This window comes from Thermodesulfatator indicus DSM 15286, assembly GCF_000217795.1.
Lineage (GTDB): Bacteria > Desulfobacterota > Thermodesulfobacteria > Thermodesulfobacteriales > Thermodesulfatatoraceae > Thermodesulfatator > Thermodesulfatator indicus.
This window is the reverse complement of record NC_015681.1, coordinates 1,624,946-1,650,197: the sequence shown is the minus strand read 5'-3', so window position 1 is coordinate 1,650,197 and position 25,252 is coordinate 1,624,946. Positions and strand designations below refer to the sequence as shown.

The 25,252-nt window shown below is 43.9% G+C and carries 23 protein-coding genes and 2 tRNA genes; 15 read left to right on the top strand and 10 right to left on the bottom strand.

Annotated elements, in window-relative coordinates; genetic code table 11:
• Window positions 1–18: 18 nt before the first annotated feature.
• From topA to THEIN_RS08055, 7 genes are read right to left on the bottom strand one after another with little or no spacing between them, the layout of a single operon-like run.
• Entirely contained in the window at window positions 19–2,232 is a 2,214-nt protein-coding gene (gene topA, locus THEIN_RS08085) for a type I DNA topoisomerase (protein ID WP_013908188.1), read from the bottom strand.
• The gene (gene dprA, locus THEIN_RS08080) at window positions 2,229–3,239 is read right to left on the bottom strand and encodes a DNA-processing protein DprA (RefSeq protein ID WP_169311164.1); all 1,011 of its coding nucleotides are present in this window, start codon (window positions 3,237–3,239) and stop codon (window positions 2,229–2,231) included. The genes topA and dprA overlap by 4 nt, the downstream gene beginning before the upstream one ends.
• A 50-nt stretch (window positions 3,240–3,289) precedes the next feature.
• Window positions 3,290–3,919 carry a nitrogen regulation protein NR(II) gene (locus THEIN_RS08075; protein ID WP_013908186.1) on the bottom strand — a complete coding sequence of 210 codons (630 nt, stop codon included), beginning with the start codon at window positions 3,917–3,919 and terminating at the stop codon, window positions 3,290–3,292.
• On the bottom strand, window positions 3,885–5,354 hold the full coding sequence (locus THEIN_RS08070) for an HD domain-containing phosphohydrolase (RefSeq protein ID WP_013908185.1): 1,470 nt from the start codon (window positions 5,352–5,354) through the stop codon (window positions 3,885–3,887). Before THEIN_RS08070 ends, THEIN_RS08075 begins: the two co-directional genes overlap by 35 nt.
• Window positions 5,347–5,934, bottom strand: coding sequence for a response regulator (locus tag THEIN_RS08065; RefSeq protein ID WP_013908184.1), 588 nt, complete (start codon window positions 5,932–5,934; stop codon window positions 5,347–5,349). Before THEIN_RS08065 ends, THEIN_RS08070 begins: the two co-directional genes overlap by 8 nt.
• Before the next feature lie 2 nt (window positions 5,935–5,936).
• Window positions 5,937–6,299, bottom strand: coding sequence for a flagellar protein FlaG (locus THEIN_RS08060; RefSeq protein ID WP_013908183.1), 363 nt, complete (start codon window positions 6,297–6,299; stop codon window positions 5,937–5,939).
• A 10-nt stretch (window positions 6,300–6,309) separates the two neighbouring features.
• The gene (locus THEIN_RS08055; protein ID WP_013908182.1) at window positions 6,310–6,570 is read right to left on the bottom strand and encodes a hypothetical protein; all 261 of its coding nucleotides are present in this window, start codon (window positions 6,568–6,570) and stop codon (window positions 6,310–6,312) included.
• Between the two features lie 197 nt (window positions 6,571–6,767).
• Here THEIN_RS08055 and THEIN_RS08050 point away from each other — a divergent pair.
• A tRNA-Gln gene (locus THEIN_RS08050) sits at window positions 6,768–6,842 on the top strand.
• A 63-nt stretch (window positions 6,843–6,905) separates the two neighbouring features.
• Window positions 6,906–6,982 (top strand) — tRNA-His (locus tag THEIN_RS08045).
• A 43-nt stretch (window positions 6,983–7,025) separates the two neighbouring features.
• Here THEIN_RS08045 and THEIN_RS08040 read toward each other — a convergent pair.
• Window positions 7,026–7,244: a hypothetical protein gene (locus tag THEIN_RS08040; protein WP_041434619.1), complete on the bottom strand. Its 219-nt coding sequence runs from the start codon at window positions 7,242–7,244 to the stop codon at window positions 7,026–7,028.
• A gap of 58 nt (window positions 7,245–7,302) precedes the next feature.
• On the opposite strand from THEIN_RS08040, the gene THEIN_RS12210 reads away from it, so the two are divergent.
• The 13 genes from THEIN_RS12210 to rbr all read left to right on the top strand — a co-directional run bounded on the left by THEIN_RS12210 (window position 7,303) and on the right by rbr (window position 23,140).
• Window positions 7,303–7,470: a hypothetical protein gene (locus THEIN_RS12210; protein ID WP_013908181.1), complete on the top strand. Its 168-nt coding sequence runs from the start codon at window positions 7,303–7,305 to the stop codon at window positions 7,468–7,470.
• A 47-nt stretch (window positions 7,471–7,517) separates the two neighbouring features.
• Window positions 7,518–9,206 (top strand): class I SAM-dependent DNA methyltransferase, encoded by a 1,689-nt coding sequence (locus THEIN_RS08035; protein ID WP_013908180.1) that lies wholly within the window; start codon window positions 7,518–7,520, stop codon window positions 9,204–9,206.
• Window positions 9,196–10,209, top strand: coding sequence for a PDDEXK nuclease domain-containing protein (locus THEIN_RS08030; RefSeq protein WP_013908179.1), 1,014 nt, complete (start codon window positions 9,196–9,198; stop codon window positions 10,207–10,209). Before THEIN_RS08035 ends, THEIN_RS08030 begins: the two co-directional genes overlap by 11 nt.
• A 137-nt stretch (window positions 10,210–10,346) precedes the next feature.
• Entirely contained in the window at window positions 10,347–11,330 is a 984-nt protein-coding gene (locus THEIN_RS08025) for an AAA family ATPase (RefSeq protein ID WP_013908178.1), read from the top strand.
• A 3-nt stretch (window positions 11,331–11,333) separates the two neighbouring features.
• Window positions 11,334–13,673 (top strand): S8 family peptidase, encoded by a 2,340-nt coding sequence (locus tag THEIN_RS08020; protein ID WP_013908177.1) that lies wholly within the window; start codon window positions 11,334–11,336, stop codon window positions 13,671–13,673.
• 4 nt (window positions 13,674–13,677) lie between these two features.
• Window positions 13,678–15,060, top strand: coding sequence for a restriction endonuclease subunit S (locus THEIN_RS08015; protein WP_013908176.1), 1,383 nt, complete (start codon window positions 13,678–13,680; stop codon window positions 15,058–15,060).
• A complete protein-coding gene (locus tag THEIN_RS08010; RefSeq protein WP_083817684.1) occupies window positions 15,020–16,660 on the top strand; it encodes a DUF6119 family protein in 1,641 nt (546 codons plus the stop codon). The genes THEIN_RS08015 and THEIN_RS08010 overlap by 41 nt, the downstream gene beginning before the upstream one ends.
• A gap of 108 nt (window positions 16,661–16,768) precedes the next feature.
• Complete coding sequence (locus THEIN_RS11700; protein WP_013908174.1) at window positions 16,769–17,455, top strand: abortive infection family protein; 687 nt, start codon at window positions 16,769–16,771, stop codon at window positions 17,453–17,455.
• A 23-nt stretch (window positions 17,456–17,478) separates the two neighbouring features.
• Window positions 17,479–20,607 carry a type I restriction endonuclease subunit R gene (locus THEIN_RS08000; protein WP_013908173.1) on the top strand — a complete coding sequence of 1,043 codons (3,129 nt, stop codon included), beginning with the start codon at window positions 17,479–17,481 and terminating at the stop codon, window positions 20,605–20,607.
• A gap of 123 nt (window positions 20,608–20,730) precedes the next feature.
• Window positions 20,731–20,991 carry a type II toxin-antitoxin system Phd/YefM family antitoxin gene (locus THEIN_RS12555; protein WP_041434618.1) on the top strand — a complete coding sequence of 87 codons (261 nt, stop codon included), beginning with the start codon at window positions 20,731–20,733 and terminating at the stop codon, window positions 20,989–20,991.
• Entirely contained in the window at window positions 20,924–21,397 is a 474-nt protein-coding gene (locus tag THEIN_RS11695) for a type II toxin-antitoxin system VapC family toxin (RefSeq protein ID WP_083817683.1), read from the top strand. The genes THEIN_RS12555 and THEIN_RS11695 overlap by 68 nt, the downstream gene beginning before the upstream one ends.
• Window positions 21,398–21,473: 76 nt before the next feature.
• Window positions 21,474–22,484 carry an NAD(P)H-dependent glycerol-3-phosphate dehydrogenase gene (locus THEIN_RS07985; RefSeq protein WP_013908171.1) on the top strand — a complete coding sequence of 337 codons (1,011 nt, stop codon included), beginning with the start codon at window positions 21,474–21,476 and terminating at the stop codon, window positions 22,482–22,484.
• 83 nt (window positions 22,485–22,567) lie between these two features.
• Window positions 22,568–23,140, top strand: a complete 573-nt coding sequence (gene rbr / locus THEIN_RS07980; RefSeq protein WP_013908170.1) for a rubrerythrin — start codon at window positions 22,568–22,570, stop codon at window positions 23,138–23,140.
• A gap of 31 nt (window positions 23,141–23,171) precedes the next feature.
• Here rbr and guaA read toward each other — a convergent pair whose 3' ends face one another.
• Both guaA and THEIN_RS11690 read right to left on the bottom strand, forming a co-directional pair.
• Entirely contained in the window at window positions 23,172–24,719 is a 1,548-nt protein-coding gene (gene guaA, locus THEIN_RS07975; RefSeq protein ID WP_013908169.1) for a glutamine-hydrolyzing GMP synthase, read from the bottom strand.
• On the bottom strand, window positions 24,719–25,204 hold the full coding sequence (locus THEIN_RS11690; RefSeq protein WP_013908168.1) for a phosphate-starvation-inducible PsiE family protein: 486 nt from the start codon (window positions 25,202–25,204) through the stop codon (window positions 24,719–24,721). The genes guaA and THEIN_RS11690 overlap by 1 nt, the downstream gene beginning before the upstream one ends.
• Window positions 25,205–25,252: the final 48 nt, after the last annotated feature.

The following is a 25,252-nucleotide window of genomic DNA, read 5'->3' as shown; positions in this document are numbered from 1 at the left end:
TCGGCTTCTGGGCTGTTTTTACTCATCTAAGGCCTCTTTATACTGACACTTTGGGCAAACTTTATATTCTTTGCGGCGCTCTTTTTTACGAACCATAAAAGGAGCTCCACACTCTGGGCATTTTTCTTTAATAGGCTCCTGCCAGAGGATAAAATCACAATCTTTTTCGCTACAGCGATAGTAAATCTTTCCAGTGCGTGCCCGCCTTTTAATTAAGGTGCCCTGGCAGTTTTCTTTAAGACACGGGATACCAGTGCTTATGGGCTTGGTGTTTTTACACTCAGGGTAACCAGAACAGGCCATGAATTCGCCAAAACGCCCTCTTTTTATCACCATGGGTCGGCCGCACTTTTCACAAACCTCACCGGTTTCGCGGTTCTTTTCTACGATCTTGATAACTCCTTTTTCATTGCGCTCATAATCTCTGGTTTCTTTACACTCTGGATAGCGACTGCAGGCCAAAAAGGCCCCAGCCCGCCCCACGCGAATAATCATCTCTTCTCCGCAGGCCGGACACTTTATACCCGAAGGCACTCCCGCTTTAAGGGAGGCCATTTCATCTTCGGCTCTCCTCAAGACTTCTTCAAAGGTTTTATAAAAGGAACGCAAAAGCTCTACCCGTTCTTTTTTGCCCTCTTCTATTTCGTCAAGAGCTTCTTCAAGTCTCGCAGTAAACCCTGTTTCAATAATATTTGGGAAATGGGCTACCAGGAGATCATTCACCAGCAAACCAAGTTCGGTAGGCTTTAAATAGCCTTTTTCTGTTTCCACATAGCCGCGGTCTTTTATAGTTGAAACTATCTGCGCGTAGGTTGACGGACGACCTATGCCCTTTTCTTCTAGCGTCCTTATAAGGCTCGCCTCAGTGTAACGGGGTGGAGGCTGCGTAAAATGCTGTTTCGGGTCAATTTCTTTCAGTTTAAGGCTCTTGCCAGCTTCCACCTGAGGCAAATTGGCCTCTTCTTCCTCATCAGTACGATAAAGAACAAGAAACCCTGGATGCACCAGGCGCTGGCCACTAGCCAAGAGTTCGTAATCTCCACCAACAATGTGAATTTCCGTGCGCTCAAAGCGAGCTTCAGCCATCTGGGAAGCCACAAAGCGTCTGAAAATTAAGTCATAAAGGGCAAGTTCTTCGCGCGAAAGATAAGGTTTGAGACTTTCAGGAGTCCTAAGTAGTGAAGTGGGCCTTATGGCCTCGTGGGCCTCTTGAGCGCTTTTGCGGCTTTTAAAAGCGTGTGGTTTTTTAGGCAGAAAATCAGGTCCAAATTGTTGTTTTATAAAAGCCCTGGCTTCTTCCTGGGCCTCTTTGGCCACGCGCACCGAGTCTGTACGCATATAAGTTATCAAACCCACGGCGCCTTCTTCGCCAAGCTCAATACCTTCATAAAGGCGCTGGGCAAGAAGCATAGTCTTTTTAGCGGAAAACCTTAGCCTCCTCCAGGCCTCCTGCTGAAGAGTACTGGTAATAAATGGAGCCGGAGGTTTTCGCTTTACTTCCTTCTTTTCAACTTTGGAAACTAAAAATTCTTGCTTTAAAAGGTCTTCCACTATGGCCTTAGCTTCAGTCTCGCTCTTAGGCTTTACGGCTTTGCCTTTGTAACGCTTGAGCTTGGCACAAAGAGGGCCTTCTTCAGTTTCAAAAAGAAGCTCAATAGTCCAATATTCTTCAGGTTCAAAGGCTTCACGTTCACGCTCCCGCTCACAGATGAGGCGTAAGGCCACGGACTGAACCCTTCCAGCCGAAAGGCCTCGTTTTACCTTTTCCCAGAGAAGCGGCGAGAGATTATAACCTACCAGGCGGTCAAGTATGCGCCGGGCCTTTTGCGATTCAAACTTGTTAGGATCAAGCTCACCGGGGTTTTTAAGGGCCTCTTTTATGCCTTTTTCCGTAAGCTCATACAGCAAAAGACGTTTTATAGGTTTTTTAAGGCTTTTTAGTTCTTCGGCAATGTGCCAGGCAATGGCTTCACCTTCGCGGTCAGGGTCCGGGCCAAGATAAATCTCTTCGGCCTTTTTAGCGGCATTTTTCAATTTTTTGATAACTTCCTTTTTGCCACGAATGGTTACGTACTCAGGCTCAAAGCCGTTATCAACATTCACTCCTAGACGACTTTTAGGCAAGTCTTTGATATGCCCAACAGAGGCCGCTACCTCAAAGTCTTTGCCTACGATTTTTTTTATAGTCCGCACTTTGGTAGGGGACTCAACGATAATTAAACCCTTTTTCATAACGACACCTTTAAATAAGCATTCCCAGATTGTTTAACAATCAAACCTTCTAATTCTAAATTGGTAAGAATTTGTAATAATTTATCGACTTCCAAACCCGTTTTTAAAATCAATTCATCAAATTCAAGGGGCTCGCCTTCAAAACAATTTAAAACTTTGGCCTCTTCTTCACTAAGTGTCAACTCTTCTCGTTCGTTTAAAAAAGATAACGAAAAAATTTCTAGCACCTGCTCAGGATGATCTACCAAAAGGGCGCCATCTCGTATTAAAGCGTGTGTACCCCGGCTTTGCGAAGAATAAACCGGCCCTGGAACGGCTAATACTTCCCTTCCCTGTTCGGCCGCAAGTCTCGCGGTAATTAAAGAACCGCTTTTAAGATCTGCCTCTATCACTAAAACTGCCGCACTAAGACCGCTTATTAGGCGATTCCTAATAGGAAAATTTCCTGGTCTAGGCTTAGTCCCTAAAGGGAACTCAGTGATTAAACCTCCACCTTTGGCGATTATCTCCCGGCGCAACCAGGAATTACTAGCTGGATAATTTACGTCAAGCCCGCAACCTAAAACCGCATAGGTAGGGGCATTTTCCTTTACCGCCGCCTCGTGGGCCATACTATCAATTCCCAAAGCCAGCCCACTTACAATAGGGATTCCGGCTCGGGCTAAAACCGAAACCCACTTACGACATACTTCCCGGCCGTAAGAAGTAGCCCTTCTTGAACCCACCACCGCCAGCCCTGTTTTTTGAGGCAAGTTTCCTAAAACATATAAAATGGGCGGAGGATCGGATATTTCTCTTAAAAGAGGAGGGTAATCCTCATCGAAAAAGCTTATTACCTTTCCACCTAGCTTATTAACAAGAGCGAATTCATTTTTGGCCTTGGCTAAGGCCTTTTCTTTTTCCGGTAACTCTAAGCCAAGTTCTTTAATTCTTGATTTAGGGAGAGAAAAAACTTCTTCTGGATTTTGTACAAAATTTAAAAGCTTAAAAAAACGCCGAGGTCCCATTTTGGGGACTAACCACAAAGCTAAGGACCAAGTCAAATTATCAGAGATCATTAGGAAGGATTAAAAACAAGCCTTAATCTATTTTTAGATACTTCGAAGTTGAAAAACGGAGAAAGGGTTTCTCTGGCGAAAACAAAAAAAGGGTCATCTTCAGGTAAACTTTCAGATCCATTAATTTCGATATCTATTACTGGTACATTTTCGTGCTGAGTTTTCACCGTAAGGGGGAATTTATTTTTAACGAGAAAAGGTACTATTGCCCAGAAAAGGGCACAAAAACCCTGATAAACCTGGGCAGGTGGCGCTATTATCATGAGCTCATCTTGAGAAAAAAATAAGTTTTTAGGGATATCGTGCTTGAATTTTAGGTCTGCCTCCCAAAATATCAGCATTCTTTTTAACACATCGTTAATGTTAATGGGAGTTGGGCTATTTTGAGTCAAAACACAAGCAGCGTCTAAAAGGTCTTTGAGCCTAACAATCTGCTCTTCCATTTGGGAAAGTCGCTCTCTCAAGGTTTTAGAAAGCTCATTTTCAGGTTCTTTAGACAAAGAAAACTTGAGCATCTCTAGTTGCATAGAAATAATTTGCAAAGGACCACTAAAATTATGAATTAATCCCTGTATCAGGTGACCGCAGGCCGCTTTAGGCAGTAACTGATGAAATATCTCTTTGTTCATTATTCCTTTCCTCCAAAAAATTCTTAAATACGGAAACAAAAATTTGCACTATTTCCGGATCAAATTGACTACCTTTGCCATTTTTAATTTCCTTAAGAGCTTGGACAAAACTCATAGCCGGGCGATAAGGGCGTTTGCTGGTCATAGCATCAAAAGCATCAGCTACGGCAAGAATCCGTGAAAGAAGTGGGATATCTTGGCCGGCTAAACCAGTAGGATAACCGTTTCCATCCCAGCGTTCGTGATGATATTTTATAATTTCTGCTTCTTCTGCAAGGAGGCCTATATGGCCTACAATTTCTGCTCCAATAAGAGGATGGGCTTTTATAACCTCAAATTCATCTGGGGTCAGGCGGCCAGGTTTTAACAATATAGCGTCAGGAATACCCACTTTTCCTATGTCATGAAGGTGTCCTGCTACTCTTAAGCATTCAATTTCCTCAACGGAAAGCCCTATTTCTTTGGCCAAAAGTACAGCGTAACGGGTAACTCGTTCAGAATGTTCTTTTGTATAGGGATCCTTAGCCTCAAGCACTTTAACTAGGGCCTTCAAAGCATCGTGTAAGTTGAGAACGATACTTTCATATAAAATAAAATTTTCCACTAAAGGAGCACTTCTTTCCAATATGATAGTGGCAAGAAAGAGGTCTTCTTTAGAAAAATTTTCTTTTCGACACAAAACAAGGGCCCCGAAAATTTCTTCTTTCATACGAAAAGGAACTACAAGAGCAGCTTTTTCAGTATCTTTTTGAGGGATTAAATAAGGAAGTCCTTCGCGAACGCTTTTGGTTATGGGATTTGCTTCCTCTATAGAAAGACTCTGAGGTTCCTCCTTTAAACCTACCCAGCTAGTTGGCACAAGCATGCCTCTTTCTTGATCAAAGAGATAAAAAACAGCTTCTTCAGAAGAAATAAATTCTTGATTGAGTTTTACAATTTCATAGTACAATTTTGATAAGCTATTGCAGCTGGTAAGACGGTCACTAATAGTAAAAAGAAGAGTTTGTTCTCTGGTTTTTTGTTTTAAGAGCTCAAGAATATCATTATATTCTGCTTTTGGAGTGTCTTTCTTTTGTTTAAAGCGATTAATTATTTCGAAAAGCTGTTGGGAGGTAAAAGGCTTTATCAAAAAGTCACTGGCCCCTTCTCTTAAAGCTTCAACCGTGAGTTCAAGAGAAGGATAACCCGTCATAAGAATAACAGGTATTTTATGGCCATCTCTACGAATTAATTTAAGCAGCTCAATCCCTGAAAGCCCAGGCATATTTATATCTACAAAAGCCATATCAATAGGGTATTTGCCTAATATTTCAAGGGCCTCATAAGCATTTTCCGCCTGATAAACGTCACAGTCTTCTGCAGAAGAAATTAAGAGGGCTAAGTTTTCCCGCAAAAGCTTTTCGTCATCTACTACTAAGTATCGGGGTTTATTCATAATTTGACCTTTGAATTAAAATCTTTTTTATAGCTTCAAACTCTTCTTCCTCAAGAAAGCCTTCCTGGCGGAGTCTCGCTAATCTTTCCAGTTCATCAAGTAGAGATCTAGGGGAAGGAGTACGCTCTTCAAGACTTTCTTTAAAACGATTGTAGACTTGGCGCAAATCTTCAAGTAGCCTTTTGTTCTCGCGTTCAAGCAATATTAAGGTACAAGCATTGTTCACGCTCACTTTTAATTCTTCGAGACTGAAAGGCTTACGAATATAATCATAAGCCCCTTCTTTTAAGGCTTCGATAGCTGAGTCTAAAGAAGCATAACCGGTTATCACTATTACCAAAATGCGAGGATTTATTTTTTTGGCTTCTTTCAAAAGTTCAATTCCTTCTAGACCTGGCATTTTTAAATCGGTAATAAGTAGATCAAAATTCTCCCTTTTGAGGAGATCCAGGGCTTCTGCACCATTTGAAGCCACTTTTACCTGACGTTTTTGGTCCTGAAGCTCCTCAAAAAGTAGAATACGAAAAAATTTTTCATCTTCAGCAATGAGAATTTTTACAACATCGTCTTTTGCTTCCACCTCTAAACCCGTGCGTCAAAAAGGATACCCACCAATTCATCGAGCTTTTTTCTAATTTCTAAAAGTTCCTGTGGCGGAATTTGCCTAATAATCTCATCTGTTTGAGGATCAATTACTTTAACTACAAAATCTTTAGTATCTTTGTCCACACTGATTACCAACCTTACATTTAGCTGTTCAAGTTCTTTCTGGATAGTTTTTACTATATTTTCATAACTCTCTGGCCTTTTTTGGTCTTCAGGCATTTTATTTTCTATCTTTTCTTTAAAAACTTCATTAGAAGCTGACCGAGGAAAATCTTTATCTGGTTGTTGAGACTGGCTGATAGCCTCTATATTATGAGTGGAAAGACGAGATATTTGCATGGCCTTCCTCCTAATAAAATTTTACGTTCAAAAACTCGACTAAAGATTTTTTTTTCATAATTACTAATTTCGCCAAGTCTTCTTCATCATGTAAAACTTGCTCTATCTCAGGAATATCTTCTTCAGAAAAATTACAGCTTTTAAGAAACTTCATAAGTTCCTTTTTGAGATCAAGAATGGCCTGTAACTTTTGGAAGTCATTTTCAGCTAAAGCCTCTCGACAGTTTTTGTTTATAGCCATTAGTTGTTCTAAAATTTCTCTGCCCGACATTTCCAAACCTCCCTTTAAGTTTTCCGCTAATCTCTTTTTCGGCATCCAGTAGTAACAGCTAAAATTTGGGGAACATAAAAATACCCAGTCAGTAAAAACACCTGGATTTAATCTAGAGCCTTAATAGAGAAATAGATAAGAAAGTAGGGTGCCTCCTTGACACGAGGCATAAATTTGATAATCATTTGGTTAAGCGCTGGGGGATCGTCTAATCGGCAGGACAGCGGGCTCTGGACCCGCCGGTCTAGGTTCGAATCCTAGTCCCCCAGCCATTTTTTATGTTCTCTTGAAGCAGAGTAAAAATAAGTTTAAATTTAAATAGGTTTTTGTTGGAGGTGACCGTAGCTCAGGTGGTCAGAGCGCCGGGTTGTGGCCCCGGAGGTCGTGGGTTCAAATCCCACCGGTCACCCCATTTTTTAGCCCAATAACTACCTTAGTTTCGCCTCTTCCCGCCTTTATCGGTTGAACTTCATAAGGTTTTCTAAAATTTTTGTGGAAAGATTAAATTTCTTTTCTATAAAGTCTTTTTTTGTTATGGTGAAAAAGATAGAGGGATAAGTAGCCGTCCAAAACAAATGATAATTCCAGAACCCGGCCAGATAGTAAAAGTAAGAAACCAGACTTTTTTGGTGCAGGATGTTCAATCCTACCCAGGCCCTAAAGCAATCTTTCACAAATTTACCCTTAAGTCCGAAATAATTTCTCGAATAAATAGTTTTAACTTGGAAGAAAATGACCAAAGAAGAAGATAAAATCTTAAATATTTTAAAGCAGGCTGATGGAGGATGTGTTTACTGCGCAAGGGAGTTGTTTAAGCTTTTCGTAAAAGAATTTCCAGAATTTAATCAGCTTGCTAAAAAAATATTTGTAAAAGAATTCGAAGAAGAGCTCGAGAAATAGAAAGATAAAGCATATCAAAACTATAAAATACTAATCGAGGTTTGCTTATGCCAAACAAGAATCCTATCGACAAATTCCTCCAAGAAGATCTTGGTCTTGAGTTAAACAGCCAATCTCAAGGAAAACAAAAACCCCAAAGACGTTCTCGTCGTACCCAAAAGGTCGAGGTAAACGACAGGGCACTTCTCGGTTTTGAAGCCAAGCTCTGGGAGGCAGCCAACGCCCTGCGGGGAAGTATGGACGCCGCCGAGTACAAACACGTGGTCCTAGGGCTGATCTTCCTCAAGTACATCTCGGACGCTTTCGAGGAACATCGCAAACGACTTGAACAGGAACCTTACGCCGATCCTGAAGATCCCGACGAGTATCGGGCGGCCAACGTCTTCTGGGTGCCGCCAGAGGCCCGCTGGGAGCGTCTCAAGCAAAACGCCCGTCGGCCAGAGATCGGCCAGATAGTGGACGAGGCCATGGAGGCCTTAGAGCGCGAGAATCCTTCCCTAAAAGGAGTGCTTCCTAAAGATTATGCTCGCCCGGCCCTGGATAAACAGCGCCTTGGTCAACTCATAGATCTGATTACGAATATCCGGTTAGAGGGCGAAGAAGCGCGGGGAAAGGACGTTCTGGGGCGGGTTTACGAATATTTTCTTGGCCAGTTTGCCAGCGCCGAAGGCCGCAAAGGGGGTGAATTTTACACTCCGGCTTCGGTGGTAAAGCTTCTTGTGGAGATGCTTGAGCCTTTTGAGGGCCGGGTTTACGACCCTTGCTGTGGCTCTGGCGGCATGTTTGTGCAGTCGGTGCGTTTTGTGGAGGCCCACGCCACGGGCAACGGTAACGGCGGCCGGGCCCGCGCCCGCATCAGCATCTACGGCCAGGAACTTAATTACACTACCTGGCGTCTCTGTAAAATGAATCTCGCCATCCGTGGCATAGAGGGAAAGATCGAACAAGGCGACACCTTTTTGAATGACCGGTTCCCTGATCTCAAAGCCGATTACATCCTGGCCAATCCACCTTTCAATATGAAAAACTGGGGCGCAGAACAACTCCGCCACGACAAACGCTGGAAATATGGGCTTCCGCCGGCGAGAAACGCCAACTTTGCCTGGCTACAGCACATGATCCATCATCTATCACCAGTAGGTTACGCCGGGGTGGTGCTCGCCAACGGCTCGCTTTCTTCCAATCAGTCAAACGAAGGAGAGATTCGCAAGAATATCGTGGAAGCCGACCTGGTGGACTGCATCGTGGCCCTGCCTGATAAACTTTTTTACACCACCCAGATCCCGGCCTGCCTGTGGTTTCTGACCAGGGACAAGAGCGGTCGCCCGCCTGCCGGGCAGAAGAAGCGTCTTCGTGACCGCCGTGGAGAAGTCCTTTTCATTGACGCCCGCAAGATGGGAGTCATGGTGGATCGCGTCCATAGAGAACTTACAGATGAAGAAATCGAGAAAATTGCCCGGACATACCACGCCTGGCGCGCTGAAGATGGTGCTGGTGAGTATAAAGACATCCCTGGATTCTGCATAAGTGCGACTATAGAGAAAATCCGCAGGGAGCACGACTACATACTCACCCCGGGCCGCTATGTGGGTGTAGAGATTCAGGAAGAAGACGACGAAATTTTTGAGGAGAAGATGAAGCGCCTGGTGGCGGAGCTTGAGGCCCAGTTTTCCGAAGGGGCAAAACTTGAAGAGGCCATTAAACGTAATTTAAGGGAGCTTGGGTTTGGAGAATAGATTGCCTACGGGCTATGCCGAATTTTTAGCGGATTTAAAGGAGCGCATTCGGAGGGCGCGGGTCAAGGCCGCCCTTTCCGTCAACCGTGAGCTTATTCTGCTCTACTGGGAAATCGGCCGGATGATTTTGGAACGTCAGAGAAAAGAAGGCTGGGGCTCGAAGGTGATTGACCGTCTGGCGCAGGACCTGAGGCGAGAGTTTCCAGACCTGAAGGGGTTTTCCGCCCGGAATTTGAAATATATGCGGGCCTTTGCCGAGGCTTATCCTGATAAAAAATTTGTGCAAGAGGTGCTTGCACAAATTACCTGGTATCACAACATTACACTTCTTGAGAAAGTCAAAGATCCTACTGAGCGTATATGGTACATCCAGCAAACCATTGAGCATGGCTGGAGCCGAAACGTCTTGGTCCATCAGATAGAAAGCGGGCTTTATCATCGCAAGGGAAAGGCCATTACCAATTTCGACCGGACTTTACCTGCTCCTCAATCGGACCTTGCCCAAGAAATGCTGAAAGATCCCTATGTTTTTGATTTTCTGGGATTGACGGAAGACATCCGCGAGCGTGAGCTTGAAAAGCAGCTCATAGCCCGCATCCGAGATTTTCTCCTTGAATTAGGAGTTGGCTTTGCCTTTGTGGGGAGTCAGGTTCACCTGGAAGTCGGGGGAGAAGACTTTTACCTGGATCTCCTCTTTTATCACCTGAAACTGCGCTGCTATGTGGTAATAGAACTCAAGACTGGCGAATTCAAGCCGGAATACGCCGGCAAGATGAACTTTTACCTTTCGGCAGTGGACGATTTACTCCGCCACCCGGATGATAGGCCTTCTATAGGCATCATTCTTTGCAAGTCCAAAAACAAAGTAATCGTAGAGTATGCTCTGAGAGATACTACAAAGCCGATTGGCGTTTCTTCTTATCGTCTGACCCGTGCTCTTCCGGAGGAGATTAAGAGTAGTCTGCCGAGTGTGGAGGAATTGGAGAGGGAGCTGAAAAAATGAACATTGTTCAATTCAAAATGAACATTGTTTTATAAAAATAACAACATGTTGTTTTGGTTCATTTTAGCATGAGAAAGAGAATTTTCTAGAAATTTTGCAAAGGTCTCAAAAAAATAAGTCAACTTTAGGAGACAAAAGTGGCTAGTGGCAAACTTTTGCGCCAGTTGATTAAAACAGGTATAGAAGGAAACATTGAAGCTTTTAGGCAAGTCTCGGAAGAGATTATTCGCGAAGAACGAAGAAAACATCACCATCTCTTAGCAAATGATCTGGAAAAGATTCTTTATGGAAGACCTCAAAATCTCCCTCGGAATTATCTTCAGCCTCCAAAAGATAAAGATCGTGGTTTACCCTTAATTCACATTTTACAAGCAACAAGACGCCTCGAAGATGTAGTTCTTTCTGATGAAAACTTTTCCATTATAGAAGAAATCCTCAAGGAATATCACTACGAAGAACGACTTCGTAGCTATGGCCTTGTTCCAACAAATCGCCTTCTCTTTTGTGGGCCGCCGGGATGTGGCAAAACTTTAACGGCTGAAGTTATAGCTTCAGAACTTGGCCGTCCTTTTGGGATTGTTCGGATTGATAGTGTAGTGTCTTCCCTTTTGGGAGAAACGGCGGCTAATCTTCGTAAAATTTTTGATTACATCTCTAATATTCCGATGGTAGTACTTTTTGACGAATTCGATGCTTTAGCCAAAGAACGAGCAGACCAAACAGAACATGGAGAGATTAAGCGGGTAGTCAATGCCACTTTACAGATGTTGGATGATTATCGTGGGCGCAGTCTGCTTATTGCTGCTACCAATCATGAGATGATTCTTGATATCGCCATCTGGCGACGTTTTGAAGAAGTGCTGGTATTTGATCGTCCTAATATTGAACAGATTCGACGTTTACTCGAAATTAAATTACGTGGTGTACGGAGAGACTTCGATATTTCGGACACAAATATTGTTTACAAATTTAAAGGGTTAAGTCATGCGGATATTGAAAGGATATTGCGAAGAGCAGTTAAACAAATGATTCTTAGTGGAGAAGAATTTTTGAAGGAGCGCCATCTTATAGCCGCTCTCCAGAGGGAGGAAGCGCGCCAAAAACGAATTAAGCAGGGTTAAGGGATGGAGGAACAAAAAGAAAAATATTGCCATCTAAAATTAATTCGGGAAGAACCAATCACGGAAAGAAGGCCTAAAGGGGCTCCAAGAGTACGAAAACCAGATGATCTTATACAGCACGCCCGTTTCCTCAAAAAGTCTATAGTACAAGCTACTCATGAAGCCAAGAAAGACATTAAAGGTTATGATGAAAGACTTTTAATCCGTTTAGAGATTCAAGAAGCCTTTCCTATAGAAAGACTTGGACAATTAGGACCAAATGTAGAATTCGTTAGCCAGGAGGGTAAAAACATCGTTCTGGCCTTCGCCAGCGAAGAAGCCCTCGCAGAATTTGAGGCTCGTTTAGCCACTTTAGCCGAGGGAGGCAGGCCTCAATACCTGCAGTTGATCTATGCCTTGCAAGACATAGGCGCCTGGACGCCGGAACATCGCAAAGGTTGGGCACTTAGAAACGAAGGATTTCCTAAAACCGAGCCTTTCATCTTAGATGTGGAATTGTGGCCCCTGGAAAGTTCAAGAGAAAGAGAGCTCCAACAGGAAGCTTTTAAAAATTGGTGTCACCAGCAGGGGATAGAAATCCTCGATTGGGTGCGAGATCCTCCTCTTTTCCGAGTCCAAGTTTCTTTAGCACAAGCGGAAGAGCTCTTACGATATCGAGATGTGCGCCTTGTAGATTTGCCGCCTAAATATGGATTAGAAAGAACCTTGCTTTATATAGATATTCAAGAAATTCCAGACCCACCACCTCCTCCTGATACTGCTCCAGTAATAGGGATCCTCGACAGTGGTATCGTTTCTACTCATAATTTATTAAAATCTGCTGTAGGAGATGTGCAGAGTTTCCTGCCAGATTATCCCCCACAAGATGGCACCGGACATGGCACGCTGGTAGCAGGGATAGCTCTTTATGGTGATGTAGAAGAAAAGTTGCGTAATCGTCAATTTATTCCGGTTTTTTGGATCGTTAGTGGCCGGATATTGGATGATAAAAACGAAAATAGAACGGGCTTTCTAGAGAAGCACATAGAAGAAGCTGTCCGATACTTTTATGAACACTATGGCTGTAGGATTTTCAACCTATCTTTAGGAGATCGCCGAAAACCTTACCTGGGCGGTCATCTTCGAGGGCTAGCTTATACTTTAGATAAATTGGCTAGAGAACTTGGTGTGCTATTTATTGTTTCCACCGGAAATGTTTTGCCATCTCAACATGATGGGCGTTCTTGGAAAGAAAATTATCCACATTATTTATTCAATGATGAGTGGGCTATACTGGACCCGGCTCCGGCGTTAAATGCTATTACAGTAGGAAGCATTGCCCGATGGGATCAAACTTACAACAGTCAGCGGTATCGACATGATCCGGCAGAAATCCCTATCGCCAGGCGCAATCAACCCTCTCCCTTTACCAGGCACGGTCCCTCTATAGGCGGGGCTATTAAACCGGAGCTTGTGGCTTACGGGGGAAATTGGGCAATCAATGTTCGGGCTGGATCTTTTAATGTGTTAAATAAAAGCCAAGGGTTAGGCGAATTATCCTTTAACAAAGATTTTTCTACTAATGGACCTTTTGCCGAAAATTCAGGGACAAGTTTTTCTGCTCCGCATGTTACCCATCTGGCAGGCTTAATCCTTTCGGAATATTCCGAAGCCAGTCATAATCTGCTTCGTGCTCTTTTAATTGCTCATGCAGACACACTTGAGGAGTGGAAAGACTTATTCGAAGAAGAAAAAGATATTCTTAAAGTCTGTGGGTATGGTTTGGTTGATCTGGAAGCGTTAATCAACTCTTCAGAAAACGATGTTACTTTAATTGCCGAAGATCGCATACCAAATAAACGGCATCACTTCTATGAAATTCCTCTCCCCGAGGACTTCCTTTCTCCGGGCAGACGTATACGAGAAATCCGGGTCGCTCTTGCTTATACTGCAGCGGTAAGAACTACTCGTATTTCTTATAAAGCTACACGCATGGAATTTCGCCTGGTGGCGGCAGAAAGTTTAGAGCAAGTTTGCAAAGAGTTTAATGCTGCAACTTCAAAAGAAGAATTAGAAAAGATCGGTGAACTGAGAGGAGCTTATCCAACTCTTACAGACCGAAGTAAAGGCACTGTTCAGAAGGCAACTTGGACTTGGAGACAGATTAACACAAATTCCATTTTGAGAAGAAAGAAACTATTTGTGGTAGTTACGCGTAATGATTTTCCCTGGGGAGAGGCTATCTCTGCAGAAGAAGAACCTTACGCTTTAGTAGTCCGCATACGCGATCCCCAAAATCTTAACGCCAGATTGTATTCGCAGATCAGAGAAAGGATTGAGGAGAGAGTAAGGGTGAGGGTATAAAAATATGAAAAGCGATAAAAGAACAAAAGTTAGACAAATCGCTTTTGGTGATATGGCAGCTTTAGTAAGAGAAACAATAAATCCTGAAGATGCAGAAGGTTTACCTTATATTGGATTAGAACATATACAAGAAGGTGAACTTCATCTTAAAGGCGTGGGGAAAGCCGAAGATACAATCAGTACAAAATTCAAATTTTGCAAAGGTGATATTTTGTTTGGCAAATTACGACCTTATTTTCGAAAAGTAATTATAGCACCTTTTGATGGAGTATGTTCTACCGATATATGGGTTGTCCGAGCAAAGTCCGGATTTGATCAGAAATTTTTATTTTACTGTATGGCATCCCAAGCATTTGTTAAGTTTGCATCTCAAGGATCTGAAGGTACTAGAATGCCTCGCGCAAAATGGGAACATGTAAGCCGATTTTGTTTGCCTTTTTTTACCCTCCCCGAACAGAAAGCCATCGCCCACATCCTCGGCACGTTGGATGACAAGATAGAGCTTAATCGGCGGATGAATGAGACGCTGGAGGAGATGGCGAAGGCCATCTTTAAGTCCTGGTTTGTGGACTTTGACCCTGTGATTGATAATGCTCTCAAGGCCGGAAACCCCATCCCTGACGCCCTGGCGGAAAAGGCCGCCCGCCGCCGTGCCATCCTTGAAAAACTCGAAAAAGAAGATTCCAACCTCCCCAAACTTTCTCCAGAAATTGCCCGCCTCTTCCCTGATTCCTTTGAGGATTCGCCTCTTGGACCGATACCAAGAGGGTGGAGGGTTAAGCGAGTATCTGATTTAGGTAAAGTAGTTTGCGGAAAGACACCACCTACAAAAGATAAAACAAATTATGGCAAAGAAGTTCCTTTTATCACTATTCCTGATATGCATGGAAAGGTATTCGTTGTCCAAACAACTAAATATCTATCCAAGAAAGGAGCCGATTTGCAAAGCAATAAATATTTACCACCGTATTCAATTTGTGTAAGTTGTATTGCTACTCCTGGTTTAGTAGTTATGACAAGCGAGATTTCTCAAACTAACCAACAAATTAATAGTGTAATACCATATAAAGAAATTAGTCCCTTTTTTGCATTTTTGACTTTAAAAATTTTAGGAAAAGAAATTATGCAAATCGGATCTGGCGGTTCTGTTTTTACAAACTTGAGCAAATCAAGATTTAAAAATCTTAATATTTTAATGCCGACCAATAATCTTATAGAAATATTTCATAAACATATTGCTTCTTTATTTTTATCTATATTGAACAACGAAAAAGAAATATTAAACCTTGCTAATATACGCGACACCCTTCTTCCCAAACTCATTTCCGGACAAATCCGCATCAAAGATGCGGAAAAGTTTGTGGGGAAATTTTGTGAGCTCAACTAAGAAAAAAACACAAAAGCTAACGGTCTTGCTGCTGAAAGATAACATAAGTTCTTTTCAGGACGCATTACGAAATCCTGATGCACTTAAGAGAATTCCTCTTAGGTCGGAACTTCCTTTTGAAGGAGAGTTTTGGTATTCAACTTCGTTAAGTAGACCTCCTAAATGGATCGAGTTTATTCAACCCTCATTAGATTTGGATCTTAATGAGATAAGTGTTTCAAATGCTTCAGGTGTACTTTTTATAAAAACTGAAAAAAGGATTTTTGCGTTTACCTTTGGTTATGGCCGTAATCTTTTAAAGCCAGATTGTTATGAGCTTAATTTTGGTCTAAAAGTAGTTCTAAATCGAATTCATCCGAATAGATTGCGCAGCTTAGATTTGAGAACTTATGAAGACATGATGCTTGCTACCCGAAAACAAACAAGTCGAGGAGCAGATTTAGGAGTTTTTGGTTTGGATGTTTCGAGAGATTTACTTCGGGCTGTAACAGGAGAGCCTGAAGATGAAGCTTTTGCAAAGCGATTAACTGGGGCTGATGCTCTGACTTTTACTGCACAAATCACAATTGATCAGCTTGGAGAAAAGTGCAAGCAAATTTTAGAGGCTTACTATGATAATCGATATAAACAATATTTCGGCTGGGTAGACTATTTAAACGAAGTAAGAGATCCAAGTCTAATTAAGTTCCTAAACTCTAAATTAGAGGAGGCAATAAAAAACAAAAATATAGAAAAACTTCACTTAGCTCCACCTGAAGTTGTTGATTGGCAATCCATAGATAAATTCCGTATTACCGGAACAAGACAACAAGAGTACGACGATCTTGATATTGAAGAATATCTAAATGTACTTGGAGACAAGACAAACAACCTAACAGTTGAAAAATTAAAAAGCTATAGAGTTTCAGTCCGATGGATTAATAATGAACAATTTCAGGATAAGTGGTCACTTTTCAATTGCATTGTGTGGGAAATAATACATGAAGGTCGCTTATATGTTTTAATCGAGGGAAAATGGTTCGAAATTGACAGTAGCTTTGCCGAACGCGTAAAAAGTTTTGTCCAGTCAATACCTCCTCCAGTTTATAATTTACCTACTGCTAGAACTGGAGAGCGAGAATCTGAATATAATCTACGTGTAGCTCAAGAAGATGATAGTTTTATCTGTTTAGATAAAATTCTTGTTAAGCCTACAGATGCTGTATCTTCTATAGAATTTTGCGATTTGTTATCCGATAAAAAGCAGATTATTCACGTTAAAAAGAAAACAAGATCCGCTACTTTAAGTCATTTATTTGCTCAAGGAACAGTATCTGCGAGAGTGTTTTTACAAGATAGTTCTGTTCGTGAGAAAATACGTGAAAAAATAGCAACTATGGATAACGGAGAGAGGTTTTTAGAATTGATTCCTGATGCTTCACAAAGACCAAATCCTTCGAGTTATGAGGTTACTTATGTAATTATTAGCAAGAAAATCGGAAGCGATGTAACATCTTTACTTCCATTTTTTAGTCAATTAAATCTTATGCAAAATGCAAGGTTTTTGCAAGGAATGGGATATAAAGTTGCTCTTCAGTTGGTCGCAGAAGAAGAGTGTTAGCTAGCTATTTGAAATGAATAATATACGAGTATAATCCATCCTAACTTAAAGACATGTACAGAAAAGCCCGAACAAAAATAGGAGAATCTCCTCGAAGAGGAAAGCCTTGTGAACAATAGAGACTTTACTAAATTTGTAATGTATGGAGCCAGAGAAGCAAGTGAATCCGGTTTTACTCATATTCACGAACAAATTGAAGCTCTTGAAGATGCTTTGAATAAGGCTAACCCAGGCCTGGTGTTTGACTTGGCTAGAACTCTCCTCGAGAGTGTATGCAAAGCCATTCTTTCTGAGAGAGGTATTCCATACGAAGAAAAATGGGAGCTTCCCAAACTTTTTAAAACCTCTCTTGATGCTCTCCAACTCGTACCAAGTCATGTAATTAGAGAAGAAAAAGCAAACGAATCGATACGTAAGTTAAACGGGAGCCTTCAAACTGTTGTTCAAAGTATAGTTGAGTTAAGGAATACTTATGGTTTCGCATCTCATGGCAAGGGGCCAGACTTTCAAGGTCTTGATAAGGTCCATGCCGTTATTGTTGCTAGGACTGTAGACACCATTGTACATTTCCTTTTTACAGTCCATCGGTTCCCTTTCTCTGAGCCGGAAAAACCGTTGGAATACGAAGATAACTCTGTATTTAATGAATACGTAGATGAGGAAAATGGCGAATACGTTCGTATAAATGTCTTGGGCGATATTTTGGAATATAGGCCTAGCGAGGTGCTTTTTTATTTAGATCCAAGAGCCTATGAAAGTTATCTCCAGGCATTTATAGAATTGAACAAGGAATAACAATCGTGAGTAATCCTTATAAAATGGCTGAATCCGAAGTTGAATCGGCGGCGCTGGCCTGGCTCGAATCCCTAGGCTGGCAAATAAAGCACGGGCCGGAGATCGCTCCCGGGGAGCCTTTCGCCGAGCGGGACGATTATCAGGAGGTAATTCTCCCACAACGCCTGAAGGATGCTCTGGCCCGGCTAAACCCGGAACTTCCTATCGAGGCCCTAGATGAGGCTTTCCGAAAGCTCGTAAATCCTCCCGGCGCCACCGTAGAGGCTCGTAACCGGGCCTTCCACCGAATGCTCGTGGACGGAGTGACGGTAGAATATCGCCGGGAGGATGGCTCCATAGCCGGTGCCCAGGCGCGCGTAATAGACTTTGACGATTCCGAAAATAACGACTTTCTGGCCGTCAACCAGTTTACCGTTACCGAAGGTCGCCATACCCGCCGGCCGGACATCGTGCTTTTTGTAAATGGGCTTCCGCTAGTCATCATCGAATTGAAAAATCCGGCGGACGAAGAAGCCACCATCTGGACCGCTTATCAGCAACTTCAGACTTACAAAGCGGAACTTCCCACTCTCTTTGCCTTCAATGAACTTTTAGTCATTTCGGACGGGCTGGAAGCCAGGATGGGTACCTTGACCGCCGGGCGGGAATGGTTCAAACCCTGGCGCACGATCTCAGGCGAGCGAGTGGAGGACGAAGGCGTCCTCCAGCTTGAAGTCCTTCTTAAGGGTGTTTTCGACCTGGAGCGGTTTTTGGAACTGATCCGAGATTTTATGGTGTACGAAGACGACGGCGGAAGGCTTTCCAAAAAAGTGGCTGGATACCACCAATTCCATGCCGTGCGAGTAGCGGTGCGGGAGACCCTGAGGGCAGCTGCGCTCGCCAAAGACGAAGGCTTGCGCGTGAGAGAAGAAATAGGCCGTTATGAAGTGCGGGGCCAAGGTGGGCGGCCTGGCGACCGGCGTATCGGGGTAGTATGGCATACGCAGGGCTCCGGCAAAAGCTTGACCATGGTCTTCTATGCTGGACGCATCATTCGTGAGCCGGCCATGCAAAATCCTACGGTGGTGGTGCTCACCGACCGAAACGATCTGGATGATCAACTGTTTGGAGTTTTTTCCCGCTGTCAGGAACTTCTACGCCAGGAGCCTGTTCAGGCCAAAAGCCGGGCTCATCTTCGGGAGCTTCTTTCACGAGAAGCCGGAGGTATCATCTTTACCACCATTCAAAAGTTCTTTCCTGACGAAAAGGGCGACCAGCATCCGCTACTTTCTTCACGGCGCAACATTGTGGTAATTGCCGATGAAGCTCATCGAAGCCAGTACGATTTCATTGACGGTTTTGCCCGCCATATTCGGGATGCCTTACCCAATGCCTCTTTTATTGCTTTCACGGGAACACCGATTGAGCTTGAGGATCGCAACACGCGAGCCGTCTTTGGCGACTACATCTCCATTTACGATATCCAGCGAGCCGTAGAAGACGGTGCGACGGTGCCCATCTACTACGAAAGCCGGCTGGCAAAGCTTGCGCTACCCAAAGAGCTAAAGCCCAAAATCGACGAAGAATTCGAGGAAGTCACCGAAAGAGAAGAGGTCGAGCGTAAGGAGAAGCTCAAAACCAAATGGGCACAACTTGAAGCCATTGTGGGGGCGGAACCACGCCTCCGCATGATCGCTAAAGATATAGTGAAGCATTTTGAGCGTCGTCTGGAAGCCCTCGATGGAAAGGGCATGATCGTTTGCATGAGCCGCCGGATATGCGTCGATCTTTATAACCAGATCATTCACCTGCGTCCTGATTGGCACCACGAAGATGACGATAAAGGCGTAATCAAAGTGGTGATGACCGGTTCGGCGTCGGATCCTCCAGAATGGCAGCCCCACATCCGTAACAAAGAAAGACGGGAGTTCCTGGCCCGGCGTTTTCGTGATCCAAATGATCCCTTGAAGCTGGTAATCGTGCGCGACATGTGGCTTACGGGCTTCGATTGTCCGAGCCTTCATACCATGTACATCGACAAACCCATGCGCGGCCACGGGCTCATGCAGGCCATCGCCCGGGTGAACCGCGTCTTCCGCGATAAACCCGGAGGGCTGGTGGTGGACTATATTGGTCTGGCCCGCGAATTAAAACAGGCGCTTGCGGTTTATACCGAAAGCGGAGGTAAGGGCCGCACGGCCCTTGATCAGGAAGAAGCGGTGGCGGTCATGCAGGAAAAATACGAAATTTGTTGTGATCTCTTTCACGGCTTCGACTGGTCGGCCTGGAAAACCGGAACACCTGAAGAACGTCTGGCCCTCCTTCCCGCTGCACAGGAACATATTTTGGCCCAGCCGGATGGGAAAGACCGTTTCGTCAAGGCGGTGCTCGAACTTTCCAAGGCCTTTGCCCTGGCCGTTCCTCATGAAGAGGCCCTACGCATCCGTGACGACGTGGCCTTTTTTCAGGCCGTACGCTCCGCCCTGGTGAAACGCGCGCCTCTTGACGCCCGTCCCCAAGAAGAATTGGATTACGCCCTTCGCCAGTTGGTGGATCGGGCCGTGGACCCTGAAGGAGTAGTGGATATCTTTGCGGCTGCAGGTCTTAAAAAACCAGATATTTCTATTCTTTCAGAAGAATTTCTAGCCGAAATCCAGGATATGCCTCAAAAGAATCTAGCGGTGGAACTTTTGCGTAAACTTTTGCAGGGAGAAATCCGCACCCGGCGGCGCAAAAATGTGGTTCAGGCCCGGCGTTTTTCTGAGATGCTTGAGCGCGCTCTCCGTCGCTATCAGAACCGCGCCATTGAAGCCGCCCAGGTCATTGAAGAGCTGATTGCGCTTGCCCGCGAGATGCGTAAGTCCGACCGAAGAGGGGAAGAATTGGGTTTAAGCGAGGAAGAGGTGGCCTTTTACGATGCGCTTGCGGCCAACGAGAGCGCGGTGGAAGTCTTGGGAGATAAAACTTTGCGAAAGATCGCCCAGGAGCTGGTGCGCCTGGTACGAGAAAATGTCACCGTGGATTGGGCCCAGCGCGAAAATGTAAGGGCTTATTTGAGGGTTCTGGTGAAACGCACCCTTCGTAAATATGGTTACCCGCCGGACAAACAGGAAGAGGCCACGCAGACGGTGCTCAAACAGGCCGAAGTTCTGGGCGGGGAGGTTGTAGAGTAGATACGTATGGCGCAAGACCTGGGAGCTGGCGGCTATCGGATGAGTCGTGTATAAAAATGTGCTAGATACCAAATGTAGCCTCATGTGTTAAAATATGGCCACAATTATGCCAGAAGAGGTATTATGCAAGTTTCGGTGAGAGAGCTTAAAAGCAATCTGTCTCGTTATTTAAAAGAGGTCAAACAGGGGAAAATTATTGAAATCACACGCCATCGCCGGCTGATAGCCAAGCTTTGTCCCGCCGGAGAACATAAAACCGGAATCGAGGCCTTGATTGCCAAAGGATTGGTCAGCTGGGATGGTGGGAAGCCCAAAGGTGGACGGGCTCGACCAAAAATATTCGGTAAAAGAATGGCCGAGCGGATCTTGGAGGACCGCCGGTGATTCTCTATTTAGATACTTCTGCTTAGTAAAGCTCTATGTAAAAGAAGAACATAGCTTAACCGTTGAACAGGCTGTCTTTGAGGCAGAGATTGTCGCTACACATTTAATCGCTTATGTAGAGGTTCAGGCAGCCTTTGCCCGTCTATTTCGTGAAGGCGTTATTTCTGAAGAAATTTTAGAAAACATCCAGGAAGATTTTAAAAAAGATTGGCCTCACTATATGAAAATTGGCCTTAACCAAAGTCTTTTAGAGCGAGCGAGTGACTTTGCGAAAGCTTTTGCTCTGAAGGCCTATGATAGTATCCATTTGGCGGTTATAGATCTTTTATTGAAAACGGCAAAAGACAAGGATTGCTTTGTTCACAATGACAATGCCATTTGTCGTCTATTTAAACTATTTAATTGAGCTCGTTAAAATAAATTTTTAAATTTTTCCGGCTAATGGTTTATTTTTAACCAAATAGATATTTAAATTGTATTTCATGAAGGTCGTTATCATCGGCGCAGGAAGTTGGGGCACGGCCCTGGGAAAGCTTTTAGCTGAAAAAGAAAATCAAGTTTGGCTGCTGGCCAGGCGTAAAGAAGTTTGTGATAGTATAAATGAGCGGCACGAAAATCCATTTTACTTACCTAAAATCAAACTACCCCATAATCTAAAAGCCGCTTTAGAACCTAAAGTTCTCAAAAAAGCTGAACTCATTGTTTTCGCCGTTCCCTCTCACGCCTTACGCGAAACATTAAAAGCCCTAAGTAAAGACCTACCAGAAAAGCCAGTACCTCTAGTTTCCACCATAAAAGGCATTGAAGAAAAAAGTCTTTCTACTATGAGCCAGGTGGTAAATGAGGTTTTAACTCCTGCTTGGCATAGCTTTTATACGGTATTATCGGGTCCAAGCTTTGCTGAAGAGGTTGCCAAAAGGCTTCCCACCGCGGTAACCATTGCTGGCTACGAAGAAGATATTTGCTCTTTTGTGCAAAAAACCTTTGCCAGCCAATATTTTCGCACTTATCGTAGCTTTGATGTTATTGGTGTTGAGCTGGCAGGGGCCCTAAAAAACGTTATCGCCATAGCCGTAGGTATATCTGACGGCCTTGAATTGGGTTTAAACGCCAGAGCCGCCCTTATTACCAGAGGCCTTGCGGAAATATCACGCCTGGGAGTAAAACTGGGGGCTAATCCCCTTACTTTTTCAGGCCTGGCGGGCATGGGAGACCTGGTTTTAACCTGCACAGGTTCACTTTCTCGTAACCGCACCGTCGGTTTACGCCTTGGCCGGGGAGAAAAACTAGAAGACATTCTGGCTGACCTTACGCAAGTGGCTGAAGGTGTGCGCACTACCTCTTCCGTAAAAAAGCTTTCTGAGCAGGTAAAAGTAGAAACACCTATTTGTGACGCGGTTTATCAGGTGCTTTATCAAAACAAGAGCCCGCAGGACATGGTCCTGGCTCTACTATCACGCGAGCTAAAAAAAGAATTTGATTTTGCTATCTAATTTAGAATTATTATTGACAAATTTTTTTATAAGTTAAAATCCTAGTGAACAAATAAAAAACTAGATAAAACCAGGAGGTAAAGATGAAGATTAAAGGCACGAAGACGGAAAAAAATCTACTTAAGGCCTTTGCGGGGGAGTCTCAAGCCCGAAACCGCTACACTTACTTTGCTTCGGTGGCCAAAAAGGAAGGTTTTGTGCAGATTGCCCATATTTTTGAAGAAACCGCCAATCACGAAAAAGAGCACGCCAAAAGGCTTTTTAAGCTTTTAGAAGGAGGAGATCTCGAAATATGTGCTTCTTTCCCGGCGGGTAAAATAGGCACCACTTTGGAAAACTTAAAGCACGCCGCCGCCGGAGAAAATTACGAATGGAAAGAAATGTATCCAGAATTTGCCGAAATTGCTCGTCAGGAAGGCTTTCCTGAAATTGCCGGTATTTTTGAACGTATTGCGGTGGCTGAAAAATATCATGAGCGTCGCTACGAGGCCTTTGCCCGTTTAATTGAAGAAGGACGAGTTTTTAAGCGAGAAATGGAAGTAAAATGGCGCTGCCGCAACTGTGGTTATATTCACGAAGGCCTTGAAGCCCCTGAAGAATGCCCGGCTTGTGCTCACGCCCGGGCTTACTTCGAACTTTACGTAGAACCCTGGTAAAAATTGAGGGGGCTAACGCCCCCCATTCAAATTATTCCCACTCAATAGTAGCTGGCGGTTTTGAAGAAATATCGTAGACCACGCGGTTGACGCCACGCACTTCGTTGATAATGCGGTTAGAAAGACGGGCTAAAAGGTCATAAGGGAGCCTGGTCCAGTCAGCCGTCATGGCGTCCACACTATCCACACAACGAATGGCTATAACGTGTTCGTAGGTACGGTAGTCCCCCATAACACCTACGGTTCTAATAGGCAAAAGCACGGCAAAACTCTGCCAGACCTTACGATACCAGCCGCTTTTTTTAATCTCTTCAAGCACGATAGCATCAGCTTCTCTCAAGATTTCAAGCCTATCTTTTGTAACTTCACCTAAAATACGAATGGCAAGCCCTGGGCCAGGGAAAGGCTGACGATAGATAATGTCTTCAGGAAGCCCTAATTCACGGGCAATCTCGCGTACTTCATCCTTGAAAAGCTCGCGCAACGGCTCAATCAGTTTAAGTTTCATGCGTTCAGGTAGGGCTCCAACATTATGATGAGTCTTTATGGTAGCCGAAGGGCCTTTAAAAGAAACACTTTCTATTACGTCAGGATAAAGAGTTCCTTGGGCCAGGTAAGTTACATCGCCCACTTTCTTGGCTTCTTCTTCAAAAATTTCAATAAAAGTATGACCAATAATTTGCCTTTTCTTCTCAGGGTCAGTAACCCCTTTCAGGCGTTCAAGAAAACGCTCGGAAGCATCCACATAACGCAGATTAAGGCCAAGAGAGGCCATAAGATTTAAGACACTTTCCACTTCGCCTTTGCGCAAAAGGCCGTTATTGACAAAGATACAAACTAATCTCTCCCCTATGGCCCGATGAACCAAAACCGCCGTAACCGTAGAATCAATACCCCCTGAAAGGGCACAGATGACTTTCTCTTCCGGGCCAACTTTTTGGCGAATTTCTTCTACCACTCTTTCAATAAAAGATTTCATGGTCCAGGTAGGTTTACAGCCACAAATGCGTAAAACAAAATTAGAAAGCACCTCTCGGCCTATTTCGGTATGAGCTACTTCAGGATGAAACTGAACTCCGTATAAGCGAGTTTCAGAATTTTTTATGGCCGCATAAGGAGAATGTTCACTTTCAGCAATGGCTTCAAAGCCTTGAGGGAGGGCTTCTACTCTGTCACCGTGGCTCATCCAAACACGGTAACTTCTATCAAGAGACAGGCCGTAAAAAAGATCGCTATTATCAAGTATTTTTAATTCAGCTGGACCAAATTCTCTTTTAGCACTGGCTTCAACCTTTCCCCCCAAAAGGTGGGTCATGAGTTGCATACCGTAGCAAATACCAAGAACTGGCACCCCTAAAGAAAAAATCTCTTTGGGAATTTTAGGGGCATGTTCATCATAGACACTGGCTGGCCCGCCTGAAAGGATTATACCTCTCGGAGAAAAGGCCTTAATTTCTTCAATAGAAGCGACACATGGTTTAATTTCACTGTAGACGTGAAGCTCCCTTACCCGCCTGGCAATGAGCTGGGTAGTTTGCGAGCCAAAATCCAGCACTAAAATACGATCTCCTTGTTCCATTAACCTTGCCTCCTTCTTTCTCTAGAACGGCGGAGGAAAATAACCGCCGTTACTAAACAGATAATCAAAAAGCCTATTATGAGCATTTCCATCAGGTAAAACTTAAGCCTTTCAAGAGGAATTTGACCAGCATGAGAGATTTCAAAGGATAGGATCAAAAGACGCCTTACCGAAGCTATAATAGCTACCATAATAAAAGGTTCTACACAGGCCAGATGATGTTCCTCACCAAAGATAATTTGTACTGTATGGAGGATTTCAAGAAACATGAGGGCCAGAAGAAACCGGTCCATCACCTTGAGAATACCGTGGGTAAAATCGTGAGCATCTACCAGTAGGTGATAAAGAGCGAGAGCTCCATCCCCGATAACCACGGCTGACGCTATCAAAATTAAGACAGCCACCAAGATATACAAAAATCTTTCTACCTTTAAAAACTGCTCCTGGAAAAGAATATCCAGCCAGGACCTTCTTGGTTTTGTCATTCCCCTTCCCTTTCTCTTTTATGGCTAGATTATCCTAGAAAAATTTAT